The sequence below is a fragment of the Glycomyces paridis genome, assembly GCF_004912155.1.
GTDB classification, from domain to species: Bacteria; Actinomycetota; Actinomycetes; order Mycobacteriales; family Micromonosporaceae; genus Glycomyces; species Glycomyces paridis.
This window is the reverse complement of the sequence record NZ_STGX01000010.1, coordinates 184,565-203,003: the sequence shown is the minus strand read 5'-3', so window position 1 is coordinate 203,003 and position 18,439 is coordinate 184,565. Positions and strand designations below refer to the sequence as shown.

At 72.9% G+C, this 18,439-nt stretch carries 19 protein-coding genes, 1 tRNA gene and 1 pseudogene; 10 read left to right on the top strand and 11 right to left on the bottom strand.

The window, feature by feature from the left end:
* Positions 1–48 precede the first annotated feature (48 nt).
* A complete protein-coding gene (locus E9998_RS14965) occupies positions 49–1,449 on the bottom strand; it encodes an aminotransferase-like domain-containing protein (protein WP_136530489.1) in 1,401 nt (466 codons plus the stop codon).
* Between the two features lie 130 nt (positions 1,450–1,579).
* On the opposite strand from E9998_RS14965, the gene E9998_RS14960 reads away from it, so the two are divergent.
* The gene (locus tag E9998_RS14960) at positions 1,580–2,473 is read left to right on the top strand and encodes a DMT family transporter (protein WP_420842441.1); all 894 of its coding nucleotides are present in this window, start codon (positions 1,580–1,582) and stop codon (positions 2,471–2,473) included.
* 63 nt (positions 2,474–2,536) lie between these two features.
* Here E9998_RS14960 and E9998_RS14955 read toward each other — a convergent pair.
* Positions 2,537–2,621, bottom strand: a tRNA-Leu gene (locus tag E9998_RS14955).
* Between the two features lie 126 nt (positions 2,622–2,747).
* Between E9998_RS14955 and rph the strand changes: the two genes are divergently transcribed.
* Positions 2,748–3,476: a ribonuclease PH gene (gene rph, locus E9998_RS14950; protein WP_136530487.1), complete on the top strand. Its 729-nt coding sequence runs from the start codon at positions 2,748–2,750 to the stop codon at positions 3,474–3,476.
* Positions 3,473–4,057 carry an RdgB/HAM1 family non-canonical purine NTP pyrophosphatase gene (rdgB, locus tag E9998_RS14945; protein WP_136530486.1) on the top strand — a complete coding sequence of 195 codons (585 nt, stop codon included), beginning with the start codon at positions 3,473–3,475 and terminating at the stop codon, positions 4,055–4,057. Before rph ends, rdgB begins: the two co-directional genes overlap by 4 nt.
* Before the next feature lie 37 nt (positions 4,058–4,094).
* On the opposite strand, the gene E9998_RS14940 is transcribed toward rdgB, so the two are convergent.
* Complete coding sequence (locus E9998_RS14940) at positions 4,095–4,547, bottom strand: peroxiredoxin (RefSeq protein WP_136530485.1); 453 nt, start codon at positions 4,545–4,547, stop codon at positions 4,095–4,097.
* Positions 4,548–4,760: 213 nt separating this feature from the next.
* On the opposite strand from E9998_RS14940, the gene E9998_RS14935 reads away from it, so the two are divergent.
* Positions 4,761–5,915, top strand: coding sequence for a lytic polysaccharide monooxygenase auxiliary activity family 9 protein (locus tag E9998_RS14935; protein WP_136530484.1), 1,155 nt, complete (start codon positions 4,761–4,763; stop codon positions 5,913–5,915).
* Positions 5,916–6,046: 131 nt separating this feature from the next.
* Positions 6,047–6,931 carry a CHAD domain-containing protein gene (locus E9998_RS14930; protein WP_136530483.1) on the top strand — a complete coding sequence of 295 codons (885 nt, stop codon included), beginning with the start codon at positions 6,047–6,049 and terminating at the stop codon, positions 6,929–6,931.
* 46 nt (positions 6,932–6,977) lie between these two features.
* On the opposite strand, the gene E9998_RS14925 is transcribed toward E9998_RS14930, so the two are convergent.
* The 3 genes and pseudogenes from E9998_RS14925 to E9998_RS14915 form a co-directional block, all read right to left on the bottom strand.
* A complete protein-coding gene (locus E9998_RS14925) occupies positions 6,978–8,621 on the bottom strand; it encodes a DUF885 domain-containing protein (RefSeq protein WP_136530482.1) in 1,644 nt (547 codons plus the stop codon).
* 21 nt (positions 8,622–8,642) lie between these two features.
* Positions 8,643–9,152, bottom strand: coding sequence for an NADH-quinone oxidoreductase subunit J (locus E9998_RS14920; RefSeq protein ID WP_136530481.1), 510 nt, complete (start codon positions 9,150–9,152; stop codon positions 8,643–8,645).
* A 23-nt stretch (positions 9,153–9,175) separates the two neighbouring features.
* Positions 9,176–9,610: pseudogene (locus tag E9998_RS14915) on the bottom strand (4Fe-4S binding protein); the annotation flags it as partial.
* 225 nt (positions 9,611–9,835) lie between these two features.
* Here E9998_RS14915 and E9998_RS25390 point away from each other — a divergent pair.
* From E9998_RS25390 to E9998_RS14895, 5 genes are read left to right on the top strand one after another with little or no spacing between them, the layout of a single operon-like run.
* Entirely contained in the window at positions 9,836–10,312 is a 477-nt protein-coding gene (locus E9998_RS25390; RefSeq protein ID WP_158299817.1) for a hypothetical protein, read from the top strand.
* A gap of 5 nt (positions 10,313–10,317) precedes the next feature.
* Positions 10,318–11,064, top strand: a complete 747-nt coding sequence (locus E9998_RS25385) for a class F sortase (protein WP_158299816.1) — start codon at positions 10,318–10,320, stop codon at positions 11,062–11,064.
* 28 nt (positions 11,065–11,092) lie between these two features.
* Entirely contained in the window at positions 11,093–11,437 is a 345-nt protein-coding gene (locus E9998_RS14905; RefSeq protein WP_136530478.1) for a VOC family protein, read from the top strand.
* 47 nt (positions 11,438–11,484) lie between these two features.
* Positions 11,485–11,754, top strand: a complete 270-nt coding sequence (locus E9998_RS26345; protein ID WP_136530477.1) for a hypothetical protein — start codon at positions 11,485–11,487, stop codon at positions 11,752–11,754.
* Positions 11,751–12,074, top strand: coding sequence for a type II toxin-antitoxin system PemK/MazF family toxin (locus E9998_RS14895; RefSeq protein ID WP_136530476.1), 324 nt, complete (start codon positions 11,751–11,753; stop codon positions 12,072–12,074). The genes E9998_RS26345 and E9998_RS14895 overlap by 4 nt, the downstream gene beginning before the upstream one ends.
* A 55-nt stretch (positions 12,075–12,129) precedes the next feature.
* On the opposite strand, the gene E9998_RS14890 is transcribed toward E9998_RS14895, so the two are convergent.
* The 5 genes from E9998_RS14890 to E9998_RS14870 all read right to left on the bottom strand — a co-directional run bounded on the left by E9998_RS14890 (position 12,130) and on the right by E9998_RS14870 (position 18,388).
* Positions 12,130–12,942, bottom strand: coding sequence for a sugar phosphate isomerase/epimerase family protein (locus E9998_RS14890; protein WP_136530475.1), 813 nt, complete (start codon positions 12,940–12,942; stop codon positions 12,130–12,132).
* The gene (locus E9998_RS14885) at positions 12,939–14,030 is read right to left on the bottom strand and encodes a dihydrodipicolinate synthase family protein (protein WP_136530474.1); all 1,092 of its coding nucleotides are present in this window, start codon (positions 14,028–14,030) and stop codon (positions 12,939–12,941) included. Before E9998_RS14885 ends, E9998_RS14890 begins: the two co-directional genes overlap by 4 nt.
* Complete coding sequence (locus E9998_RS14880) at positions 14,027–15,184, bottom strand: Gfo/Idh/MocA family protein (protein WP_136530473.1); 1,158 nt, start codon at positions 15,182–15,184, stop codon at positions 14,027–14,029. The genes E9998_RS14885 and E9998_RS14880 overlap by 4 nt, the downstream gene beginning before the upstream one ends.
* 319 nt (positions 15,185–15,503) lie before the next feature.
* Positions 15,504–15,866 carry a hypothetical protein gene (locus tag E9998_RS14875; protein ID WP_136530472.1) on the bottom strand — a complete coding sequence of 121 codons (363 nt, stop codon included), beginning with the start codon at positions 15,864–15,866 and terminating at the stop codon, positions 15,504–15,506.
* Between the two features lie 2 nt (positions 15,867–15,868).
* Positions 15,869–18,388, bottom strand: coding sequence for an SseB family protein (locus tag E9998_RS14870; RefSeq protein ID WP_136530471.1), 2,520 nt, complete (start codon positions 18,386–18,388; stop codon positions 15,869–15,871).
* Positions 18,389–18,439 lie beyond the last annotated feature (51 nt).

Genomic DNA, 18,439 nt, shown 5'->3' with positions numbered 1-18,439 from the left:
CCGGCGGCCACGATCGGGGCGCGGTCCCGTGCCCTCGGTGGCGGATCGTCAGCCGAGGGCCCTGCCGATGGCGGCCGCGGCTTCGCGGAAGGAGCCCGGGTCGGGGCCGGAGTAGTTGAGGCGCAGGTGGGGGCCGGTGGGCTCGGCGGGGAACCATTCGTCGCCGGAGACGACGAGGACGCCCGCGTCGTCGCAGGCGCGCACGAGCGCGGGCAGGTCGGTCCCGTCCGGGAGGCGGGCCCACAGGTGGAGGCCGCCGCGGGGCATCGCGGTGAGGTGGGCCTGCGGGGCGAGTTCGCGCAGGCCGGCGGCGAGCAGGTCGCGGCGGGAGGCGAGCCGGTGGCGCAGTCCTTTGCGGTGGGTGCGCCAGGCGGGGCGGGTGACGACGTCGAGGGCGGCCGCTTGGAGGAGGCCGCTGACGTACATGGCCTCGGCGCGGGCGTCGGCGATGATCCGTTCGCGGGCGGGGCCGCGGGCGATGACGGCGGCGACGCGCACGGCCGGGGACACGCTCTTGGTGAGCGAGCGGAGGTAGACGACGTGGCCGGCGTCGTCGCGAGCGGCGAGCGGGGGCGCGTCGGCGTCGATGCCGAATTCGCGGGCCCAGTCGTCTTCGATGAGGAACGCCCCGTGGTCGCGGACGACGTCGAGGACCCGTCCGGCGAGGCCGGGGGTCCATTGGGCGCCGGTGGGGTTGGCGAAGTTCGGCTGCGCGTAGAAGGCGCGGGCGCCGGTGCGCGCGAAGGCTTCGGCGAGCTGGTCGGGGTCGGGTCCGTCGGGTCCCGAGGGGATCGGGACGGTCGCGACGCCTTCTCTCGCGGCGGCGGTGATGGCGCCCCAGTAGGTGGGCGATTCGATGAGGAGCGGCCTGCCGGGGCCGACGAGGACGCGGAACGCGGAGCTGAGGCCGCTCTGGCTGCCGGGGACGATGACGACGTCGCTGGCGGCGGGCGGCGCGGTCCCGGCGGGCGCGGCCTCGCCGAGTTCGGCGGCGAACCAGGCCCGCAGTTCGGGCAGGCCGGTGGCGGGCGGGCGCCCGATCGCGGCGTCGCCGCGTGCGGCGCGGGCGAGCGCGGCCTTGACGAGGGTTTCGGGGAGCAGTTCGCGGTCGGGGTATCCCGAGTGGAGCGCTATCGCGTCGGGTCCGGCGGTGCGGAGCGCGGCGGGGCCGCCGGGGATGCGGGCCCCGGGGGCGCCGAGGGCGGCGGTCTGCCAGCCGTAGTCGCCGGGCCGGGCGGTGCGCCGGGCCCTGACGAACGTGCCGACGCCGGGCCTGCTCTCCACCAGCCCTTGTGCGTTGAGGAGGCGGAGGGCGCGCTGCACGGTGACGGGTCCGGCGCCGAATTCGGCGGCGATCGCCCGTGTGGAGGGCAGGAGGGCGCCCGGGGCGGCGGCGGCGACGCGTTCGCGCAGGGCCGCCGCAATCCGTTCACTGCTATCGTTGACCATGAGAGACAAGAGTAGCGCTACCGACGTTCGCAGGTCCGTGCTATCGCCGTCCGGCACGGGGCCTCGGCGGGCACGGGCCGGTGCGGGGTCCCGCTGGTCGCGCCTCCGAGGCCTGTCGAGTACGGCGACGATCGGCGGTGATCCGGCGCGCACCGGCGCCGTTCCTTCCCGGGCGGGCCTGTGGTGGGGGCTGGTGGGCGTGGCGGCGTTCTCGTTCACCGTGCCGTTCACGAAGATCGCGGTCGGCGGCATGTCGCCGCTGCTCATCGGCGCGGGCCGGGCCGTGGTCGCGGCGGGGCTGGCGGCGGCGGTGCTCGCGGCCACGCGCCAGCGCCGGCCGGTCGGGTCGCAGTGGCTGCGGCTGGGGGTCGTCGCGGCCGGGGTCGTGATCGGCTTCCCGTTCCTGACGTCGTTCGCGCTCACCGCGACCGAGGCGAACCACGGCGCGGTCGTGATCGCGCTCCTGCCCGCGGCCACCGCGGTGGCGGCGGTCCTGCGCACCCGCGAACGCCCCAGGCCCGCGTTCTGGGTCACCGCCGGGATCGGCGCGCTCGCGGCGATCGCGTTCGCGGCCTTGCAGAACGGCGGCCTCACCGGGCTGCGCTGGCCGGACCTGCTGCTGTTCGGCGCGGTCGCGGCCGCCGCGGTCGGCTACGCCGAGGGCGGCCTGCTCGCACGCGAACTCGGTTCCTGGCAGACGATCTCGTGGGCGCTGGTCCTCGCCGCGCCCCTGACCGTCCCGGTCACGGCCGTCGCGCTCGCCGCGCGCCCGCCGCAGGCCGCGCCCGTCGAGTGGGCCGCGTTCGCCTACCTCGCGGCCGTGAGCATGTTCCTGGGCTTCTTCGCGTGGTACCGCGGCCTGGCGATCGGCCCGATCCCGCAGGTCAGCCAGATCCAGCTCGTGCAGCCGGTCATGACGATCACCTGGGCGGCGCTGCTCCTGGGCGAGCAGGTCACCTGGCTCACCGCCGCGGGCGGCCTCGCCGTCGTCGCCTGCACCGGCCTCGCGGTCCGCAGACGCTGAACCGCCGGGCGCCGCACGGGCCCATGCGAAAGCGCCCCCGTCCGGACCGGATCAGAGGCGCCGTGGTGCGCGAGGGGGGACTCGAACCCCCACGTCCTAGGACACAGGAACCTAAATCCTGCGCGTCTGCCAGTTCCGCCACTCGCGCGAGGCGTGCGTCGCGGCCCGCGCATCGTGACCTCGGGATGGGTTCGGGGTGCCGCGCGTGCCGGTGCTCTCATTCGAGCAGCAACTAGTGTGTCACACCTCCGGGGGTTCCCGTAGGCTGGTGCGGATGACTCGACCTGACAAGCGCGCAGCCGATGAGCTGCGCCCCGTGAAGTTCACCCGATCCTGGACCGACCACCCCGAGGGCTCGGTCCTCGTCGAGTTCGGCCGCACCCGCGTGCTGTGCACCGCCACGGTCAACCCCGGGGTGCCCCGCTGGCGCCGCGGCTCCGGCGAGGGCTGGGTGACCGCCGAGTACTCGATGCTCCCCCGCTCGACGCATTCGCGTTCGGACCGCGAGTCGATCCGCGGCAAGATCGGCGGGCGCACGCACGAGATCTCGCGCCTCATCGGCCGCTCCCTGCGCGCCTGCATCGACTTCAAGGCCTTGGGCGAGAACACGATCACCCTCGACTGCGATGTGCTCCAGGCCGACGGCGGCACCCGCACCGCCTCGATCACCGGCGCCTACATCGCGCTGCACGACGCGGTCGACTGGCTCAAGGAGCAGAAGCTCGCCCGCAAGCCCGACAAGATCCTCACGACCTCGGTCGCGGCGATCAGCGTCGGCATCGTGAACGGCGTCCCCGTGCTCGACCTCCCCTACGAGGAGGACGTGGCGGCCTCGGTCGACATGAACGTGGTCTGCACCGGCGAGGGCGACTTCGTCGAGGTCCAGGGCACCGGCGAGGAGGCGGTCTACAACCGCGCCGAGCTCGACCAGCTGCTGGACCTGGCCGTCAAGGGCTGCAAGGAGCTCGCCGGCCTCCAGGCGCGGACGCTCCTCGCCCCGTGAGGGTCCTGCTGGCGACCCGCAACCAGGGCAAGGTCGACGAGCTGCGGCAGATCCTCGCCGAGGCCGCCCCGCACGTCGAACTCGTGGGCCTCGACGCCGTCGAGTCCTACCCCGACACCCCCGAGACCGAGCTGACCTTCGCGGGCAACGCCCTGCTCAAGGCCCGCGACGGCGCCCGCCGCACGGGCCTGGCGACCATCGCCGACGACTCGGGCCTGGCCGTGGACGCGCTCAACGGGATGCCCGGGGTGCTCTCGGCCCGCTGGGCCGGCCGCGCGAAGGACGATGCGGCGAACAACGCGCTCCTGCTCGACCAGCTCGCGGACGTGCCCGACGGCCTGCGCGGCGGGAAGTTCGTGTGCGCGGCCGCGATGGTGTGGCCCGACGGGCGCGAACTGGTCGTCCACGGCGAGATGCCCGGGACCGTCGGCCGCGGGCCGAAGGGCGAGGGCGGCTTCGGCTACGACCCGCTGTTCACCCCCGAAGGCCACGACCGGACCAGCGCCGAGCTGACCGCGGCGGAGAAGAACGCGATCTCCCACCGCGGCAAGGCGTTCCGGGAACTCGCGGCGAAGATCTGAGACGATGCGAGAGGCGGCCCTCGGGCCGCCTCTTCGGCTATGCGCGGTCGCGGAGGATCGCGAGGGCCTTGTCGGCGTGGACGTTCATGTTCAGCTCGCCCTTGACCACGCCGACGATCTCACGGCCCGCGCCGATGACGAAGGTCCGGCGCCTGGTGGCGAGGACCGCGATCCGGCGCCGGGACCCGAAGGACTCGGCGACCGCGCCGTCGGGGTCGGACAGGAGCGGATAGCCCAGGGAGTGCTTGGCGGTGAAGGCCGCCTGGCGGTCGACGCTGTCGTGGGAGATGCCGACGGGGGTCGCGCCGAGCGCCTCGAACTCGGCGGCGAGGTCGCGGAAGTGGCAGGCCTCGGCGGTGCAGCCCGCGGACATGGCCTGCGGGTAGAAGAACAGCACGACCGGCCCCCGTTCCAGGAGCGAGTCGAGGCTGCGCGGCTCGCCGGTCTCGTCGGCGAGGGTGAAGTCCGGGGCGGTGTCTCCGATGTCCATGGGACCGAGTCTATCCGCGCGGGGGCGGCCCGGCGCCGTCGATTCGGCGGGCGAGCAGGGCCGCGGCCCTCATGTCATGCGGCGGTTTGACCTTCGGACCCAAATATAGATACACTCGAATATCACGATATTCATGCACTGATTCGCACGTGACGGCGCAGGCTCGGCAGGGCCAGGTTGGGAGCGCTCCACGACCGGCAGAGGAGTAGTTCCATGTCCATCACCGACACCGCGGCGCTCGGCGGCAGACGCCGCCGCATCGCCGCGGTCATGTCGCTGGTCCTGGCCGCGGTAACGGCCTTGACCTTCACCGCACTGTTCAGCAGCGACGACGCCGAGGCGCACGGGGCCACCGTGTTCCCCGGCTCCCGCCAGTACCTGTGCTACTTCGACGCGGTCAGCGCCAACGGCGCGCTCGACCCGTACAACGAGTCCTGCCAGAACGCACTGGACCAGGGCGGCCCGAACGCGTTCTACAACTGGTTCGGCAACCTCGACTCCAACGGCGCGGGCCAGACCGTCGGCTACATCCCCGACGGCCGGATCTGCGACGGCGGCGGCCGCGGCCCGTACGACTTCGAGGCGTTCAACGACCCGGGCAACTGGCCCCGGACCCACGTGACCGCCGGCGACACCGTCGAATGGCGCTACAACAACTGGGCCCACCACCCCGGCAAGTTCGACCTGTACATCACCAAGGACGGCTGGGACCCCAACCAGCCCATCGCCTGGGACGACCTCGAACTGTTCAAGACCTTCACCAACCCCGCCTCCAACGGCGGGCCCGGCTCGAACGACCACTACTACTACGGCAACCTGACGCTCCCGCAGAAGTCCGGTTACCACGTGGTCTTCACGCACTGGGTGCGCTCGGACTCCAACGAGAACTTCTACGCCTGCTCCGACGTCGAGTTCGACGGCGGCAACGGCGAGGTCTCCGGCATCCGCCCCGGCGCCGACCTGCCCGGCAACGACGGCGGCGTCGTCGACCCCCCGACCGACCCGACCAGCGACGACCCGACCGACGACCCGACGGACGAGCCGACCACCGGCGGGCCGACCGAGGGCGACTGCACCGCCACCGCCTCCGTCAACTCCTGGGGCAGCGGCGCGACCGTCACGATCACCGTCTCCAACACCGGGTCCGACCCGGTCAGCGACTGGATGATCCACTGGCTGTGGCCGCCGGACTCGGGCATCACCATCGCGAACTCGTGGAACACCACGATCTCCTCGATGGGCGACATGCAGATGGCGGGACCGGCGGGCTGGAACGCGACCATCGCCTCCGGCCAGGACGTGAGCTTCGGCTTCAACGTCAACGGCAGCCTGTCGACCATGCCGGCGCTCGACTGCATCCCCGGCTGAGTGCGCGACCGCTCAGGTGACGGACGGGCGTCCGGAACCTGAACGGTCGTCGAGAAAAACACCGCTTCCGCTCCTCCCCTCGGGGACCCGCTGAGATACTCGATGCAGCAGGTCATCCGAGGGGAGGAGCCATGTCAGCATCCGCAGCCGCGGCCGAACGGGAGCAGTCGGAGGCGATGTCCGCGTCCACGCCCGCCGGGACCGTCGTCCAGACCTACATCTCGAACCAGGTCGACGCGCTCAACCGCGCCATCGCCGCCACCGAGCGCTACGCCCCCGGATCGGCCGGTTCGGTCCGCGCCGCGATCCACCGGCTCCGCACCGCCGTCCGCGGCTACGAGCACCTGTTCACGCAGACCCCGCACGGCGGGCAGGAACTCGACCAGCTCCTGGCGGCCCTCAAGCACACCGAGGACCTCGAGAACCTCCGCGTCCACTTCGCCGACCGCTTCGACCAGCTCGACCTCACCGTGCCCGAGTACCCGAAATGGTATGCGGCCCTTGAAGAGGAGATGCGAGCCTCGTACCGCCAGATCGAGCGGGTCCACTCCCAGACCTGGGTCGCGGCCCTCCTCGGACAGGTGCGGATGTTCGCCGAGCACGCGCGCTTCTCACGGGAGGGCGACAAGCCCGCGTCCTCGCTCATGGGCGTCCTGTCGCAGGCGAAGACGCACCTGCTCGACACGTACGGGCGCCTGAGCTACGCCACCGACCTGGTCCTGGCGCGCGACGAGGCCCGCATCGCGGCCCGCGAGGCGCACTTCCTCGCCGAGGCCGCCGAACCGGCGCTCGGGCGCGCCGCCGAGGACGTCATCGTCCCCGTCGCCGACCTGGAGCACCTGCTCACCCAGTACCGCCAGGCGGTGATCGCCCGCAACTGGCTCCTGCGCCTGCCCGGCGCCGACAGGGCCGACCGGCTCACCGCGAGCCTCGCGGACCTGGAGAAGCAGCACCTGCACCAGCTCGGCGAGGAGATCGACACCGCCACCACCGGCATGATGGACCGCTGGAAGTAGGCACGGGAAAGGCGGGGCCGCCGGTGCGGCCCCGCCTTCGCGTTCGCTAGCCGCGCAGGACGGCCGCGAGGTTGTCGAGCCCGACCGGGCCGAGGTTGAGCGCCCGGGTGTGCCAGGCCTTGAGGTCGAACTCGGCCCCGGCGGCGGCCCTGGCCTCCTCGCGGGCCGCGAGCCAGGCCCGCTCGCCGAGCTTGTAGCAGATCGCCTGGCCCGGCCAGCCCGCGTAGCGGACGATCTCCGGGTAGGCCCGGTGACCGGCGATGCGGCCCCTGTCGCGCAGCACTTCAAGTGCCACGTCGAAGTTCCACCGCTCGCCGTGGCGCTTCGCCTCGGCCTCCGGCAGCGGCAGGTCGAGGTGCCAGCCGATGTCGATGGCGACGCGGGCCGCGCGCAGCGCCGAGCCCTTGAGCATCCCCAACCGGGTGCCCGGCTCGGTGAACCAGCCGAGCTCGTCGGAGAGCCGCTCGGCGTACAGGGCCCAGCCCTCGGCGTGGCCCGAGACCGACCCGAAGACCTTCGCGAAGCGCGAGAGGCCCTCGCCGGTGACCTTCGCCTGCCCGATCTGGAGGTGGTGGCCCGGCACGCCCTCGTGGAAGACCGTGGTCAGCTCGCCCCACACGGCGAAGCGCTCGCGTTCGGCCACCGGCCACCAGGTGCGGCCCGGGCGTGAGAGGTCCTCGCTGGGGCCCGTGTAGTACGCCGACCCGGCCGAAGAGCCGTGGACGAGTTCGACGTCGAGGTCGAGCAGGCGCGGGTCGATGTCGAAGTGGACGCCGTCGAGCGCTTCCAGCGCGCCGCGGTGCTTCTCGCGCAGCCACGCCAGGTACTCGTCGTGGTCGCCGAGCGTCTGGGTCGCGTCCAGGTGTGCGATCACCTCGCCCAGGCCCGCCCCCGGCAGGATCTTGTCGGCCTCCGCGGCCATCTCGTCCTCGATGCGGTGCAGCTCGTCCCAGGCCCACGCGTACGCGTCGCGGGCGTCGAGCTCGGCGCCGAGCGTGGCCCGCGCGTGCAGCAGGTACCGCTCCTCGCCGACGCCGTCGCGCTCGGCGGCGTGCGGCGCGTAGTCGCGCTCCAGGTAGGAGGCCGCGGACTCGAAGGCGGCGTAGGCGGCGTCGGCCGCCTCGCGCAGGTCCCGGGCCTGGGCGCCGTCGCCGTACGCGTCGACGTGCTTGTCGAACACGCGCGACTCGGCGTTGCGGCGGGCCTGCTTGACGCCCTCGGTCACTTGGAGGAGCGCCACGGTCTGGCCCTCCTCGACCCCGGCGTTCATGGTCCGGCGCCAGGTCGCGAACATCTCCGGGATCGCCCGCATCCGGGCGGCGACGGTCCGCCACTCGTCCTCGGTGCGCCGCGGCGCCAGGTCGACGTACGAGCACAGGGTCTGGATGAACCCGTAGGGCACCCGCAGCGCCCGGCGCCACTCGCCCGCGTCGTGGAGGGCGAGCCCGGATTCGAGCCGCTCGGCCATGTGCAGGCGGGCGAGGTCGTCGGCCGCGCCGGTCGACTCCAGGGCGTTCAGCCGCGCGAGGGTGTCGCGGTCCAGGCGGGCGCGCTCGGCGACGGCGTCCGGCCCCAGGTCGGAGGCGACCCCGAAGTCGCCCTTGATGCCCGCCATGCCGGCGAACATGGGGTGGAGGCGGGCGTACGAGGTGATGTACTCGTCCGCCAGTGCGAAGATGGGTGTGCTCATGGCCGCCAGCTTACCGCGCGGCTAGTAGTCCTTCGTTACACGACCGTTGCGCGTGGAGACGAGCACCGCGCCGACGAGCGCGGCCAGCAGGAGCAGCGAGAGGACCTCGAACGGCAGCACCCACCGCGCGAACACGGCCTCGCCGATCGCCGCCGCGCCGCCGTCCCCGTCGAGCTCGACCCGCGTCCAGCCGAACGCGCCGGTGAGCGCGGCGCCCAGGCCCAGGCCTACGCCGGCGGCGACGACGGCCCCGGGCGCCCGCGCGCGGTCGAGGTCGTCCGACGGGTCCGTCGGGGCCTTCGTGAGCATGGTCGCGAACAGCATCAGCACCACGATCGCGCCGACGTAGACGAGCACGAGCACCCACGCGAGGAACTCGGCGGTGAGCACCAGCGCGGCCCCGGCGATCCCGGCGAACGCGACCGCGAGCCACAGCCCGGCCCGCACGATCCGCCTCGTGGTCACCACGGCGAGCGCGGCGCCGAGCGCGAGGAGGCCGAACGCCAGGAGCAGCACGTCGGCGAGCGTCACGCGTCCGCCTCCGGCAGCGCGGCGGGCGGCACGTTCCCCATCCACTCCCCCAGGCGGCCCTTGCCGTGGAGGAGGTCGCGGATGTCGCCTTCGGCGTAGGCGAAGTCGGGGGCCCAGAACAGGGCGTCGAAGGGGCACACGTCGACGCAGATCCCGCAGTACATGCACAGCGAGAAGTCGATGTCGAAGCGGTCGAGGACGTTGACCTGGCGCGGGCGGGCCGCGCCCTCGACCTCGACGGTCTCCTTGTGGGAGTCGATGTAGATGCACCAGTCGGGGCACTCGCGCGCGCACAGCATGCAGGAGGTGCAGTTCGACTCGTGCAGGGCGATGACGCCGCGGGCGCGGTCGGGCAGTTCGGGCTCGCGTTCGGGGTACTGGCTCGTGACCGCGCGGCGCGCGGCGGTGCGCGCGGTCGCGGCGAGGCCGCTGACAAGTCCGCTCCCGGGAACCCTCATCCCCTCATCGTGGCAGAACGGGCGCCGCTTTTCCAGACCCGGCGCCCCGCTTCGCGGTTCGGGGGCCGCGGCGGTGTCGCATTTCCGACTCGCCGCGGGCCTCGGGGCGGTCCCGGTTTTCCGATGAAACCCGGTGGCGCCCTCGAAGAAGCCGTTACCGTGAGCCATTGACACGTCACGTCGATCCGGGTCGGTCCCGGCGACGACCGGGGAGGAACCGTGCCCATGCGAATGACGCAGCCCGTCCGAGGGATGCTCGCAGCGATCGCGCTCAGCGCCGCGATCGTGCTGACCACCGCCGCTCCGGCGAGCGCGGCCATCACCGTCACGCTCTCCCCGACCGCGGGGACCGTGGGCACACGCGTGGACGTGCTCGCCTCCAACTGCAACCAGAACGCGACGGCGGTCATCGAGAACACCAACGTGAGCATCGCGCTGCCGCGCAACAACAACAACGCCCAGGGGAACTTCACGGTCCCCGACGGGATGAAGACCGGGACGTACAGCGTGCTGGTGACCTGCGGCAGCGAGACGGCCTCCGCGAAGTTCACCGTGACCTCCGGTTCGGGCGCCTCCACCGGCGGCGGCTCGACGGCCTCGAACACGGCGACCGCGGTCCTGTGGTCGGGCGCGGCCGTCGTGGCGGCCGCGGCCGCGGGCCTGTGGCTGCTCAAGCGCCGCAGCGGCACCGCCGCGGCCTGACCCGCGTGGACGAGCCCGGGGGCCCGGCCCCCGAGACCGAGCGACCGATCCACCGGCCGGAACCCGCGTTCCGGCCGGTGGCCGCTTTCGTGCTGGCGATCGTCCTCGCCGGCGGCCTCGGTCTCGTGGTCGGCGGCGTCGTCCCGGTGCCCTCCCTGCGCTGGCCGCACTTCTCCAGCCCCTTCCACGACGACCCGTTCGCGGTGGCCGACCCGGCGGGCGGCGACTGGCTCGACCGCTCCGAGCCGACCCGCGTCGACATCGACGCGGTCGACGTCCACGCCCCGCTGAGCGCGCTCGGCCTGGACTACGAGGGGAACTTCGAGGTCCCTCCGATGTGGCGCCCGCACGAGGCGGGCTGGTTCGAGGCGGGGCCCACGCCCGGCGAGTTCGGGCCGACGGTCCTGCTCGGGCACGTGGACACCGACCGGAGCGGCCCGGCCGTGTTCTACGCGATCCGCGACCTCGAGGAGGGCGACGCGATCGAGGTGACCCGCGAGGACGGCCTCATCGTGACCTACGAGGTCACCGGCGTCGAGTCGTACCCGAAGCGGCGCCTGCCGTACGAGGAGGTCTTCGGCGTCGAGCCCGGGCCGGCCCTGCGGCTCATCACCTGCGGCGGCGAGTTCGACCGCGAGGAGGGCGACTACGCCGAGAACGTGGTGGTCTTCGCCGACTACGAGGGCAGCCGGAAGGCCACGGCGAAGGACCGCGACCGGCCCTTGAAGGGCCGCGACGACTTCGGGCGCTGATGTCGGTGGCGGCCGGTAGGTTCGCGCCATGACTTTGAAGATCGTGAACGTCACCGTGAACACCGACGACCCCAAGTCGCTCGCCCAGTGGTGGGCGGCGGCCCTCGGCGGCGAGATCACCGCCGACTGGGGCGAGTACGTCATGGTCGGCGGCGCCGACGGGACGGGCATGGCCTTCCAGTACGTGGTCGGCACCGCCCCCGGCCGCCTCCACGTCGACCTCGCCGCCGCCGACCCCGAAGCCGAGGTCGCCCGCCTCGTCGAAGCCGGAGCCGCCCGAGTCGCCGACCACGAGGCCCCCGGCGGCGCCTTCACCTGGACGGTCCTCGCCGACCCCGACGGCAACGAGTTCTGCGTGTCCCAGGCCCACTGACCGACTTGCCGGACACCTCTGTTCGACAAAAGTTGTACACTTGGCGCATGGCCATAGGATTCCGTCCCACGGACGACGACGAACGGATCATCCACAGCTTCAAACGAGAAGGCGAGAGCACGTCCGACGTGCTCCGGCGGGGCCTGCGCAGTCTCGAACGGCTCGCATGGGAGGAGGAGGCGCGGGCCGACATGGCGCGGCTCGCCCTCGAAGACCTCTCGGGCGAGCCCGACGACTGGGAGTACGACGAGAACGGCGACATCCGCATCGTCGCCACGGGCACCGTGGTCCTCGCTCGCAAGGACCGCGGCCGGTGATCCGGGGAGCGGTCTACCCGATCGACCTCGGCGACGCCAAGCGCGGCCACGAGCAGCGCGGCAAGCGCCTGGGGCTCGCGCTCAGCACGCACCAGGAGCGGTGGAGCACCTGCACGGTCATCCCGACTTCCACGAGCGCGCAGGCCTCGGCGTTCCGGCCCGAGGTCGTCGTGGCCGGTCGGCCGACGCGCATCCTGGTCGACCAGATCCGGACCATCGACACGCAGTACTTCGTGGGCGACCTGGTCGACTTCCTCAACCGGGAGGACATGGAGCAGGTCGAGTACGCCGTCGTCCGGTATCTCGGGCTCATGGCGTGAGGTCCGCGGGCCCGGGGCCGGGTCTTGACCCCTGCGGCTCCGGGCCCGCGGAGGTTCAGGCCAGGGCGTTCGCGAAGGCGGCGCGGGTCTCGGCGAAGACCTCCGCGCCGGGGCGGGCCCAGAGGGCGTCGTTGAACAGCTCGACCTCGATGGGGCCGCCGAAGCCGGTGGCGTCGACGGTCTCCTGGTAGCGCTTGAGGTCGATGCAGCCGTCGCCGAGCTGGCCGCGGCCGGTGAGCACGCCCGCCGGGAGCGGGGTGATCCAGTCGGCGAGCTGGAAGGAGGCGATGCGGCCCTCGGTCGCGGCGCGGGCGATGCCGCGCCAGACCTCCGGGTCCCACCAGATGTGGTAGGTGTCGACCACGACGCCGACCGCTTCGGCCGTGAAGGGCGCCGCGAGGTCGAGCGCCTCGTTCAGGGTGGTGACCACGCACCGGTCGGAGGCGAACATCGGGTGCAGCGGCTCGATCGCGAGCGTCACGCCCCGCTCCAGCGCGTACGGCGCGAGCACCGCGAGGGCCTCCTTGACGCCTTCGCGAGCGGAGTCGATCGTGCCGCCTTCGGGGATCGGGCCCGAGACGAGTACGAGGGACGGGGCGCCGAGCGCGGCGGCCTCGTCGATCGCGCGGCGGTTGTCGTCGATCGCGGCGGGGGTCGGGTCGGTGAAGAACCCGGCCCGGCACAGGCTGGTGACCTGGACGCCGGCGTCCTGGACGAGCTTGGCGCTCGCCTCGACGCCCATCTCCTGCACCGGTTCGCGCCACAGGCCGATGCCCGAGCCGGTCCGCGCGCAGGCCTCGACGGCCTCGCGCTGGTCCCAGAACTTCGCGGTGGCGTGGTTGAACGAGAACCGCTCCAAGACGCTCATGCGAGGCTCCTCGGGGGCTGCCCGGCGACCTTGAGCAGGGCGTTGAACCGGTCGATCGCGAGGTCCTCGTTCGGGAAGAGCCCCGCTTCGAGGGCGAGGTCCACGATCTGGCCGAAGTGGGCGACCGAGCGGGCCGACTCGAGCCCGCCGACCATCTTGAAGTGGTCCTGGAAGCCCGAGAGCCACGCGAGGAACACCACGCCGGTCTTGTAGTTGAACGTCGGGGCCTCGAAGACCTTGCGCGCCAGCGGCACCGTCGGGTCCAGGATCGCGTGGAACCCGGCGACGTCGCCCGCGTCGAGGCGCTGGGCGGCCCGCGAGGCGAGCGGCGCGAGCGGGTCGAAGATCCCCAGGAGCGCGTCGGAGTGCCCGAACTCGTCCCCGGCGATGAGCCGCGGGTAGTTGAAGTCGTCGCCGGTGTAGCAGCGGACGCCCGCGGGGAGGCGGCGGCGCAGGGCGATCTCGGACTCGGCGTCGAGCAGGCTCATCTTGATGCCGTCGATCTTGCCGGCGTTCTCGGTGATGATCTCCACGAACGTGTCGGCGGCCTCGCCGAGGTCGGACGAGCCCCAGTAGCCCTCCAGGGCCGGGTCGAACATGGGGCCGAGCCAGTGCAGGATCGCCTTGCCGCTGACCTCGCCGAGCAGTTCGGCGTAGAGGCGCTTGTAGTCGTCGGGGTGCTTCGCGCTCGCGGCGAGGGCGCGCGAGCACATGAGGATGGTGCCGGCCCCGGCGTCCTCGACGACGGCGAGCTGTTCGAGGTAGGCGGCGCGGACGGCGTCGAGGTCGGTCGGGGCGGCGCCGATCTGGTCGGTGCCGACCCCGCAGGCGAGCAGGTCGTCCGGTCCGGCGGCCTCGGCCGAGCGGCGGATGAGCTGCCTCGTGGCCTCCCAGTCCAGGCCCATGCCGCGCTGGGCGGTGTCCATGGCGTCGGCGACGCCGAGGCCGAGGTCCCACAGGTGGCGCCGGAACGCGAGGGTCGCGTCCCAGTCGACGCTGGCGGGGCGGCCGGGGCCGTTGTCCGCGAGCGGGTCGGCGACCACGTGGGCCGCCGAGTAGATGACGCGCGAGGTGAAGGTGCGGGTCACAGGACCAGGTCCTCCATGTCGATGCGGCGCCCTTCGCGGGCCGAGCGGTAGCCGGCCTCGGCGAGCTGGACGCCGCGGGCGGCGGCGAGGAAGTCGTGGTGCCAGGGGGCGTCGTCGACGACGTGGCGCAGGAACTCCTCCCACTGGAGTTTGAAGCCGTTGTCGAAGACCTCGTTGTCGGGCACCTCGTGCCACTGCTGCCGGAAGGGGATCGGCTGGTCGATGTCGGGGTTCCACACGGGCTTGGGGGTGTGGGCGCGGTGCTGGGCGCGGGCCTTGCGGAGCCCGGCGATCGCCGAGCCCTCGATGCCGTCCACGTGGAACTCGACGAGCTCCTCGCGGTCGACGCGGGTGGACCAGGAGGAGTTCATCTGGACGACGGTGCCGTCCTGAAGCTCGAAGATCGCGTACGCGGCGTCGTCGGCGGTGGCGGCGTAGGCCGCGCCCTGCTCGTCGAAGCGCTCGGGGATGTGGGTGGTGACGTGGGCGGTCACCGACTTGATCGGGGAGCCGAAGGTGCCTTCGAGCAGATAGGACCAGTGCGGGAACATGTCGAGGACCATGCCGCCGCCGTCTTCGGCGCGGTAGTTCCAGGAGGGCCGCTGGGCCTCCTGCCAGTCGCCTTCGAAGACCCAGTACCCGAACTCGCCGCGCACCGACAGGACGCGGCCGAAGAAGCCGGAGTCGACCAGGCGCTTGAGCTTGCGCAGGCCCGGGAGGTAGAGCTTGTCGGCGACCGCGCCGTTCTTGACGCCGGCGTCGCGGGCGGCGCGGGCGAGGCTGAGGGCGTCGTCGAGGCTCGTGGCGATGGGCTTCTCGGTGTAGACGTGCTTGCCTGCCTTGATGGCGGCGTTCACGGCCGCGAGGCGGTGGCGGGTGGTGAGGGCGTCGAAGTAGACGTCGATCGCGTCGTCGGCGAGGGCTTCGTCGAGGTTCGTCGTGTACTTGTCGAGACCGTGGCGCCCGGCGATCTCGGCGAGCTTGTCGGCGCTGCGGCCGACGAGGGTGAGCTCGGGCCAGATCACGCTGCCGTCGGCGCGCTCGACGCCGCCCTGCTCCCTGATGGCCAGGAGCGAGCGCACGAGGTGCTGGCGGTAGCCCATGCGCCCGGTCACCCCGTTCAGGGCGATGCCGACGGTGATTCGTTCTGCCATAGGGATCTGCTCCAGAATTTCGCTAGGCCGGTGCACGGCTCCGCGGGCGTCCGCCGCGGGCGCCGGTCTGCGGCGGCGCAAGCGGTCGCCGGGGAGGGCGCGTTACGACTGCGAAAGCGCTCACCACCGAGAGGCAAACGCTTTCTTGTATTTTCTGAAGCATACAGCAAAACCCCGCCGGTGTGAAAGCGGTCGCTAGACAGATTTATAGATACGAATACGGTCACGGCGACGGACTGCGCGTTCGAGCTGCGCCGCAACGGCTCCCGAGGACGCGAAACGCCCCGGTCCGACCGGACCGGGGCGTTCGACGGCGGTGCTAGAGGTACTGCTCGGCGATCTCGCCGACCTCGTCGGCGGGGGCCCAGATCTGGTACACGCCGTTGTCGTAGGGCTCCAGGCCCAGCGAGCGGGCCACGTCGGCGCGGCCGCCGCGGTACTCCAGGCGCAGCCAGTCGCCGGAGGCGCCGAGCACGAAGAACGGCTCGCCCCTCCAGGTGCAGACGGTGCGCACGTAGAAGAAGTCGTCGAGCTCGCCGATCGGCACGCCGCGGCGGAAGCGCCCGTCGGCGACCTCCACGAAGCCGTCGCCGCCGGTGGGCGAGTAGAGGCGCACGTGGGCGCCGTCGGGGCTGGAGTCGTACTCGGCGCCCTTCCAGCGGGCGATGTAGCCGTCCCTCATGACTAGGCGTCCTTCCAGTCGCGGTCGCGGTGGTCCAAGACGGACGCGGCGCGCTCCTCGGGCTTGGGGCGCACCAGGTCGTAGTGGCCCTGGGCGTCGCCCCAGGCCTCGCCCAGCGCGCTGTCGTAGCCTGCGGCGCCGTCGTAACCGGCGGCCGCGTCGTAGCCGGGCGCGGCGCCGTACCCGTAGGACTCGCCCATCGGGCCCGCCGGGGCGGGCGCGTCGGCGGCCGGGGCCGCCGGGAGCGCCGGGATCGAGGGCGCCTCGATCGCGGCGGGGCCCCCCTCGGCGAACGCTTGCGGAGCCGTAAATCTGCTCGAGTAGGCGCCGTCGACGGGGGTCCACTCGCGGGTGTCGGCGTCGTAGAGGGCGATGTCGGTGACCTCGCCGCGGGAGTCGATCCGCATGATCTTGGCCGCGTGCGGCAGGCGCACCGAGTCGACCTTGTGCTCGGGGATGCGGTCCTCGGGCGACTCGGAGGGCGCGAAGCCGTCGCCGCGGAACGGGCCGGCCTCCACGATCGTGCCGCCGCGCGACTCGGCCGTGGCGAAGTCGTTGCCGCCCAGGGCCTGCGGGTACAGGTCGGTGCGGTAGCCGATCCAGCGGAGCACGTGCACCGAGTCGTCGGTGGGGCTGAAGTCCTCGCTGGAGCGGATGAGCCCGAGCGCGAGGTACAGCTGCGCGGGGGTCCGCAGGTGGTCGACGGCGTCGGCGGGGTGCACGAAGCCGCCGACGCGGTCGTAGCCCCGTTCGAGGTAGAACGGCACCTGGTGGTGCGGGAGGGTCTTCTGCCACAGGACCGGCTGGACGCGGTGCGCGGGCGACAGGCGCGCCGCGGCGGCCTGGCGGCGCTCCATCTCGGTCGCGAAGACGAGGAGGTCCTTGGCCTCGGCCCACTTCAGGAGCGGCTCGACCTCGGGGCCGGACATGTTCGCGCCGACCTCGGTGCCGGGGTTGACGTACAGGGCGTAGTCCTGACCGGGCCAGTGCTGGATGAGCCAGCCGAAGGGCACCGTGGTGTGCGGGGTGTCCTCCCCGGCGCGCTCGGCCATCCGCTCGACCGTGGTGTAGACGGTGATCCCGATGATCCCGTCCACGATGTCGCTCGACCACCGGAACGCGGGGTCGCCGACGCGGATGTGCGCGGCGGCGGGGTCGCCGACGGGCAGGACCACGCTGGCGCACAGCAGGGTCTGGAGGAACGTGGCGGTGTCGCCCGAGGACGCGGCCTCGGCGAGCAGCGGCTCGGCGTCCTCGCCCGACAGCTCGACGGGCTCGGGCACGTCGGGGGCCGGCTCGGCCTGCGGGCGGCGCCCGAAGGCGCTCGACATCGACGAGAAGGACTCGGCGCTGCGCTGGGAGTCGTCCCCGGCCGCGGCGAAGGCGCCGGTGGCGGGGCCGAAGCTCCCGTTGGAGGGGCCGAACGCGTCGGCGGGCGGGCCGAAGGAGTCGGCGGGCGGGTACGGGTCGCGCTGCGGGGCCCGCGCGGCCGCGGCGCCGCCGAAGGCGTCCTGGGCCGGGAACGGCTCGGGGTGCGCGGCGGGCGGGGCCGGCTCGCGGGTGGGCAGCGTCAGCGGGTCGGGCTGCTGGTCGCGCAGCCAGTCCGGGGCGTCGGGCCACTGGTCCTGCTCGGTCGGCCACTGCGGCTCGACCGGGAAGGCGCCGGGCTGGGACCCGAAGCCCTGCGGCTGCGAGGTGTAGCCCTGCGGCGGCTGCGAGGGCTGGGCCGGCGGCTGGGAGTGGCGCGGCGAGGACGGCTGCGGGGCGAAGCCCTGCTGCGCGGCGTCGCCGAAGGCCGGTCCGCCGAAGCCCTCGGGCTCGGGGGCCTCCTCGCGCGGAGGCTGGCGCTGCGGCAGGCCCGCCGAGGTGGTGCCGCCGACCGTGGACTGCTGGCCGGTGGCGCCGTTGAGGTCCGAGGACCGTCGCGGCGCGGGCGGGACGTCGGGGATCGGCGGCGGCGGGGGCATGAAGCTCCCCTCGCGGACGGCCGGCGCGGGCGGCATGAGGCTGCCCTGGCGCGGGGCCGGGGCGGGCGCCATCGGGTTCGCGAACGGGTCGGAGTGCAGGGCGCCGGAGAAGCGGTCCTGCGGGGGGTACTGCTCGGCGGGCGGGGTCGGCGAGGGCGGCGCCGGGTCGGCCGGGACGGTCGTCATCCCCTGCGCGACCTGCGAGACGAACCAGGCCGGGAGGTAGCCCTCGATCGGCAGGCCGGGGTTGACCGCCAGCCACCACTCCTCGTCGGGCCAGGCCGACGCGAGCGCGCCGAAGCCGACGCGGCGGGAGGCCCCCGCGTTGTCCCTCAGGCACACCTGGAGCGCGCTCTCGGAGGTGAACGCGAGGATGTGGGTGCGGTCGTCGGTGGTCCACGTGGCCCACGTGTCCGCGCCCGTGCCGTTCGAGTCCTCATAGGACAGTGGAAGCACGAGTTCGATCTGCGCCAGGATTCTGAAGTATCCGTCCTGGTCCTCGGCTCGGAGCGCCTCTCGGAGACGGTGCTCGATCTCGTTACTCGGTTCCCACATCGATCCCACTCAGCCCTTCCCCCCTACCGGTCTTGGATGGGGCAGTGAAAA

What these genes read in the sequence shown, in the direction of transcription:
- E9998_RS14965 (WP_136530489.1), bottom strand. Translation starts at nt 1,449, where the DNA reads ATGGTCAACGATAGCAGTGAACGGATTGCGGCGGCCCTGCGCGAACGC.
- rph (WP_136530487.1), top strand. Translation starts at nt 2,748, where the DNA reads ATGACTCGACCTGACAAGCGCGCAGCCGATGAGCTGCGCCCCGTGAAG.
- E9998_RS14940 (WP_136530485.1), bottom strand. Translation starts at nt 4,547, where the DNA reads ATGGACATCGGAGACACCGCCCCGGACTTCACCCTCGCCGACGAGACC.
- E9998_RS14935 (WP_136530484.1), top strand. Translation starts at nt 4,761, where the DNA reads ATGTCCATCACCGACACCGCGGCGCTCGGCGGCAGACGCCGCCGCATC.
- E9998_RS14930 (WP_136530483.1), top strand. Translation starts at nt 6,047, where the DNA reads ATGTCAGCATCCGCAGCCGCGGCCGAACGGGAGCAGTCGGAGGCGATG.
- E9998_RS14925 (WP_136530482.1), bottom strand. Translation starts at nt 8,621, where the DNA reads ATGAGCACACCCATCTTCGCACTGGCGGACGAGTACATCACCTCGTAC.
- E9998_RS25390 (WP_158299817.1), top strand. Translation starts at nt 9,836, where the DNA reads ATGCGAATGACGCAGCCCGTCCGAGGGATGCTCGCAGCGATCGCGCTC.
- E9998_RS14905 (WP_136530478.1), top strand. Translation starts at nt 11,093, where the DNA reads ATGACTTTGAAGATCGTGAACGTCACCGTGAACACCGACGACCCCAAG.
- E9998_RS26345 (WP_136530477.1), top strand. Translation starts at nt 11,485, where the DNA reads ATGGCCATAGGATTCCGTCCCACGGACGACGACGAACGGATCATCCAC.
- E9998_RS14890 (WP_136530475.1), bottom strand. Translation starts at nt 12,942, where the DNA reads ATGAGCGTCTTGGAGCGGTTCTCGTTCAACCACGCCACCGCGAAGTTC.
- E9998_RS14880 (WP_136530473.1), bottom strand. Translation starts at nt 15,184, where the DNA reads ATGGCAGAACGAATCACCGTCGGCATCGCCCTGAACGGGGTGACCGGG.
- E9998_RS14875 (WP_136530472.1), bottom strand. Translation starts at nt 15,866, where the DNA reads ATGAGGGACGGCTACATCGCCCGCTGGAAGGGCGCCGAGTACGACTCC.
- E9998_RS14870 (WP_136530471.1), bottom strand. Translation starts at nt 18,388, where the DNA reads ATGTGGGAACCGAGTAACGAGATCGAGCACCGTCTCCGAGAGGCGCTC.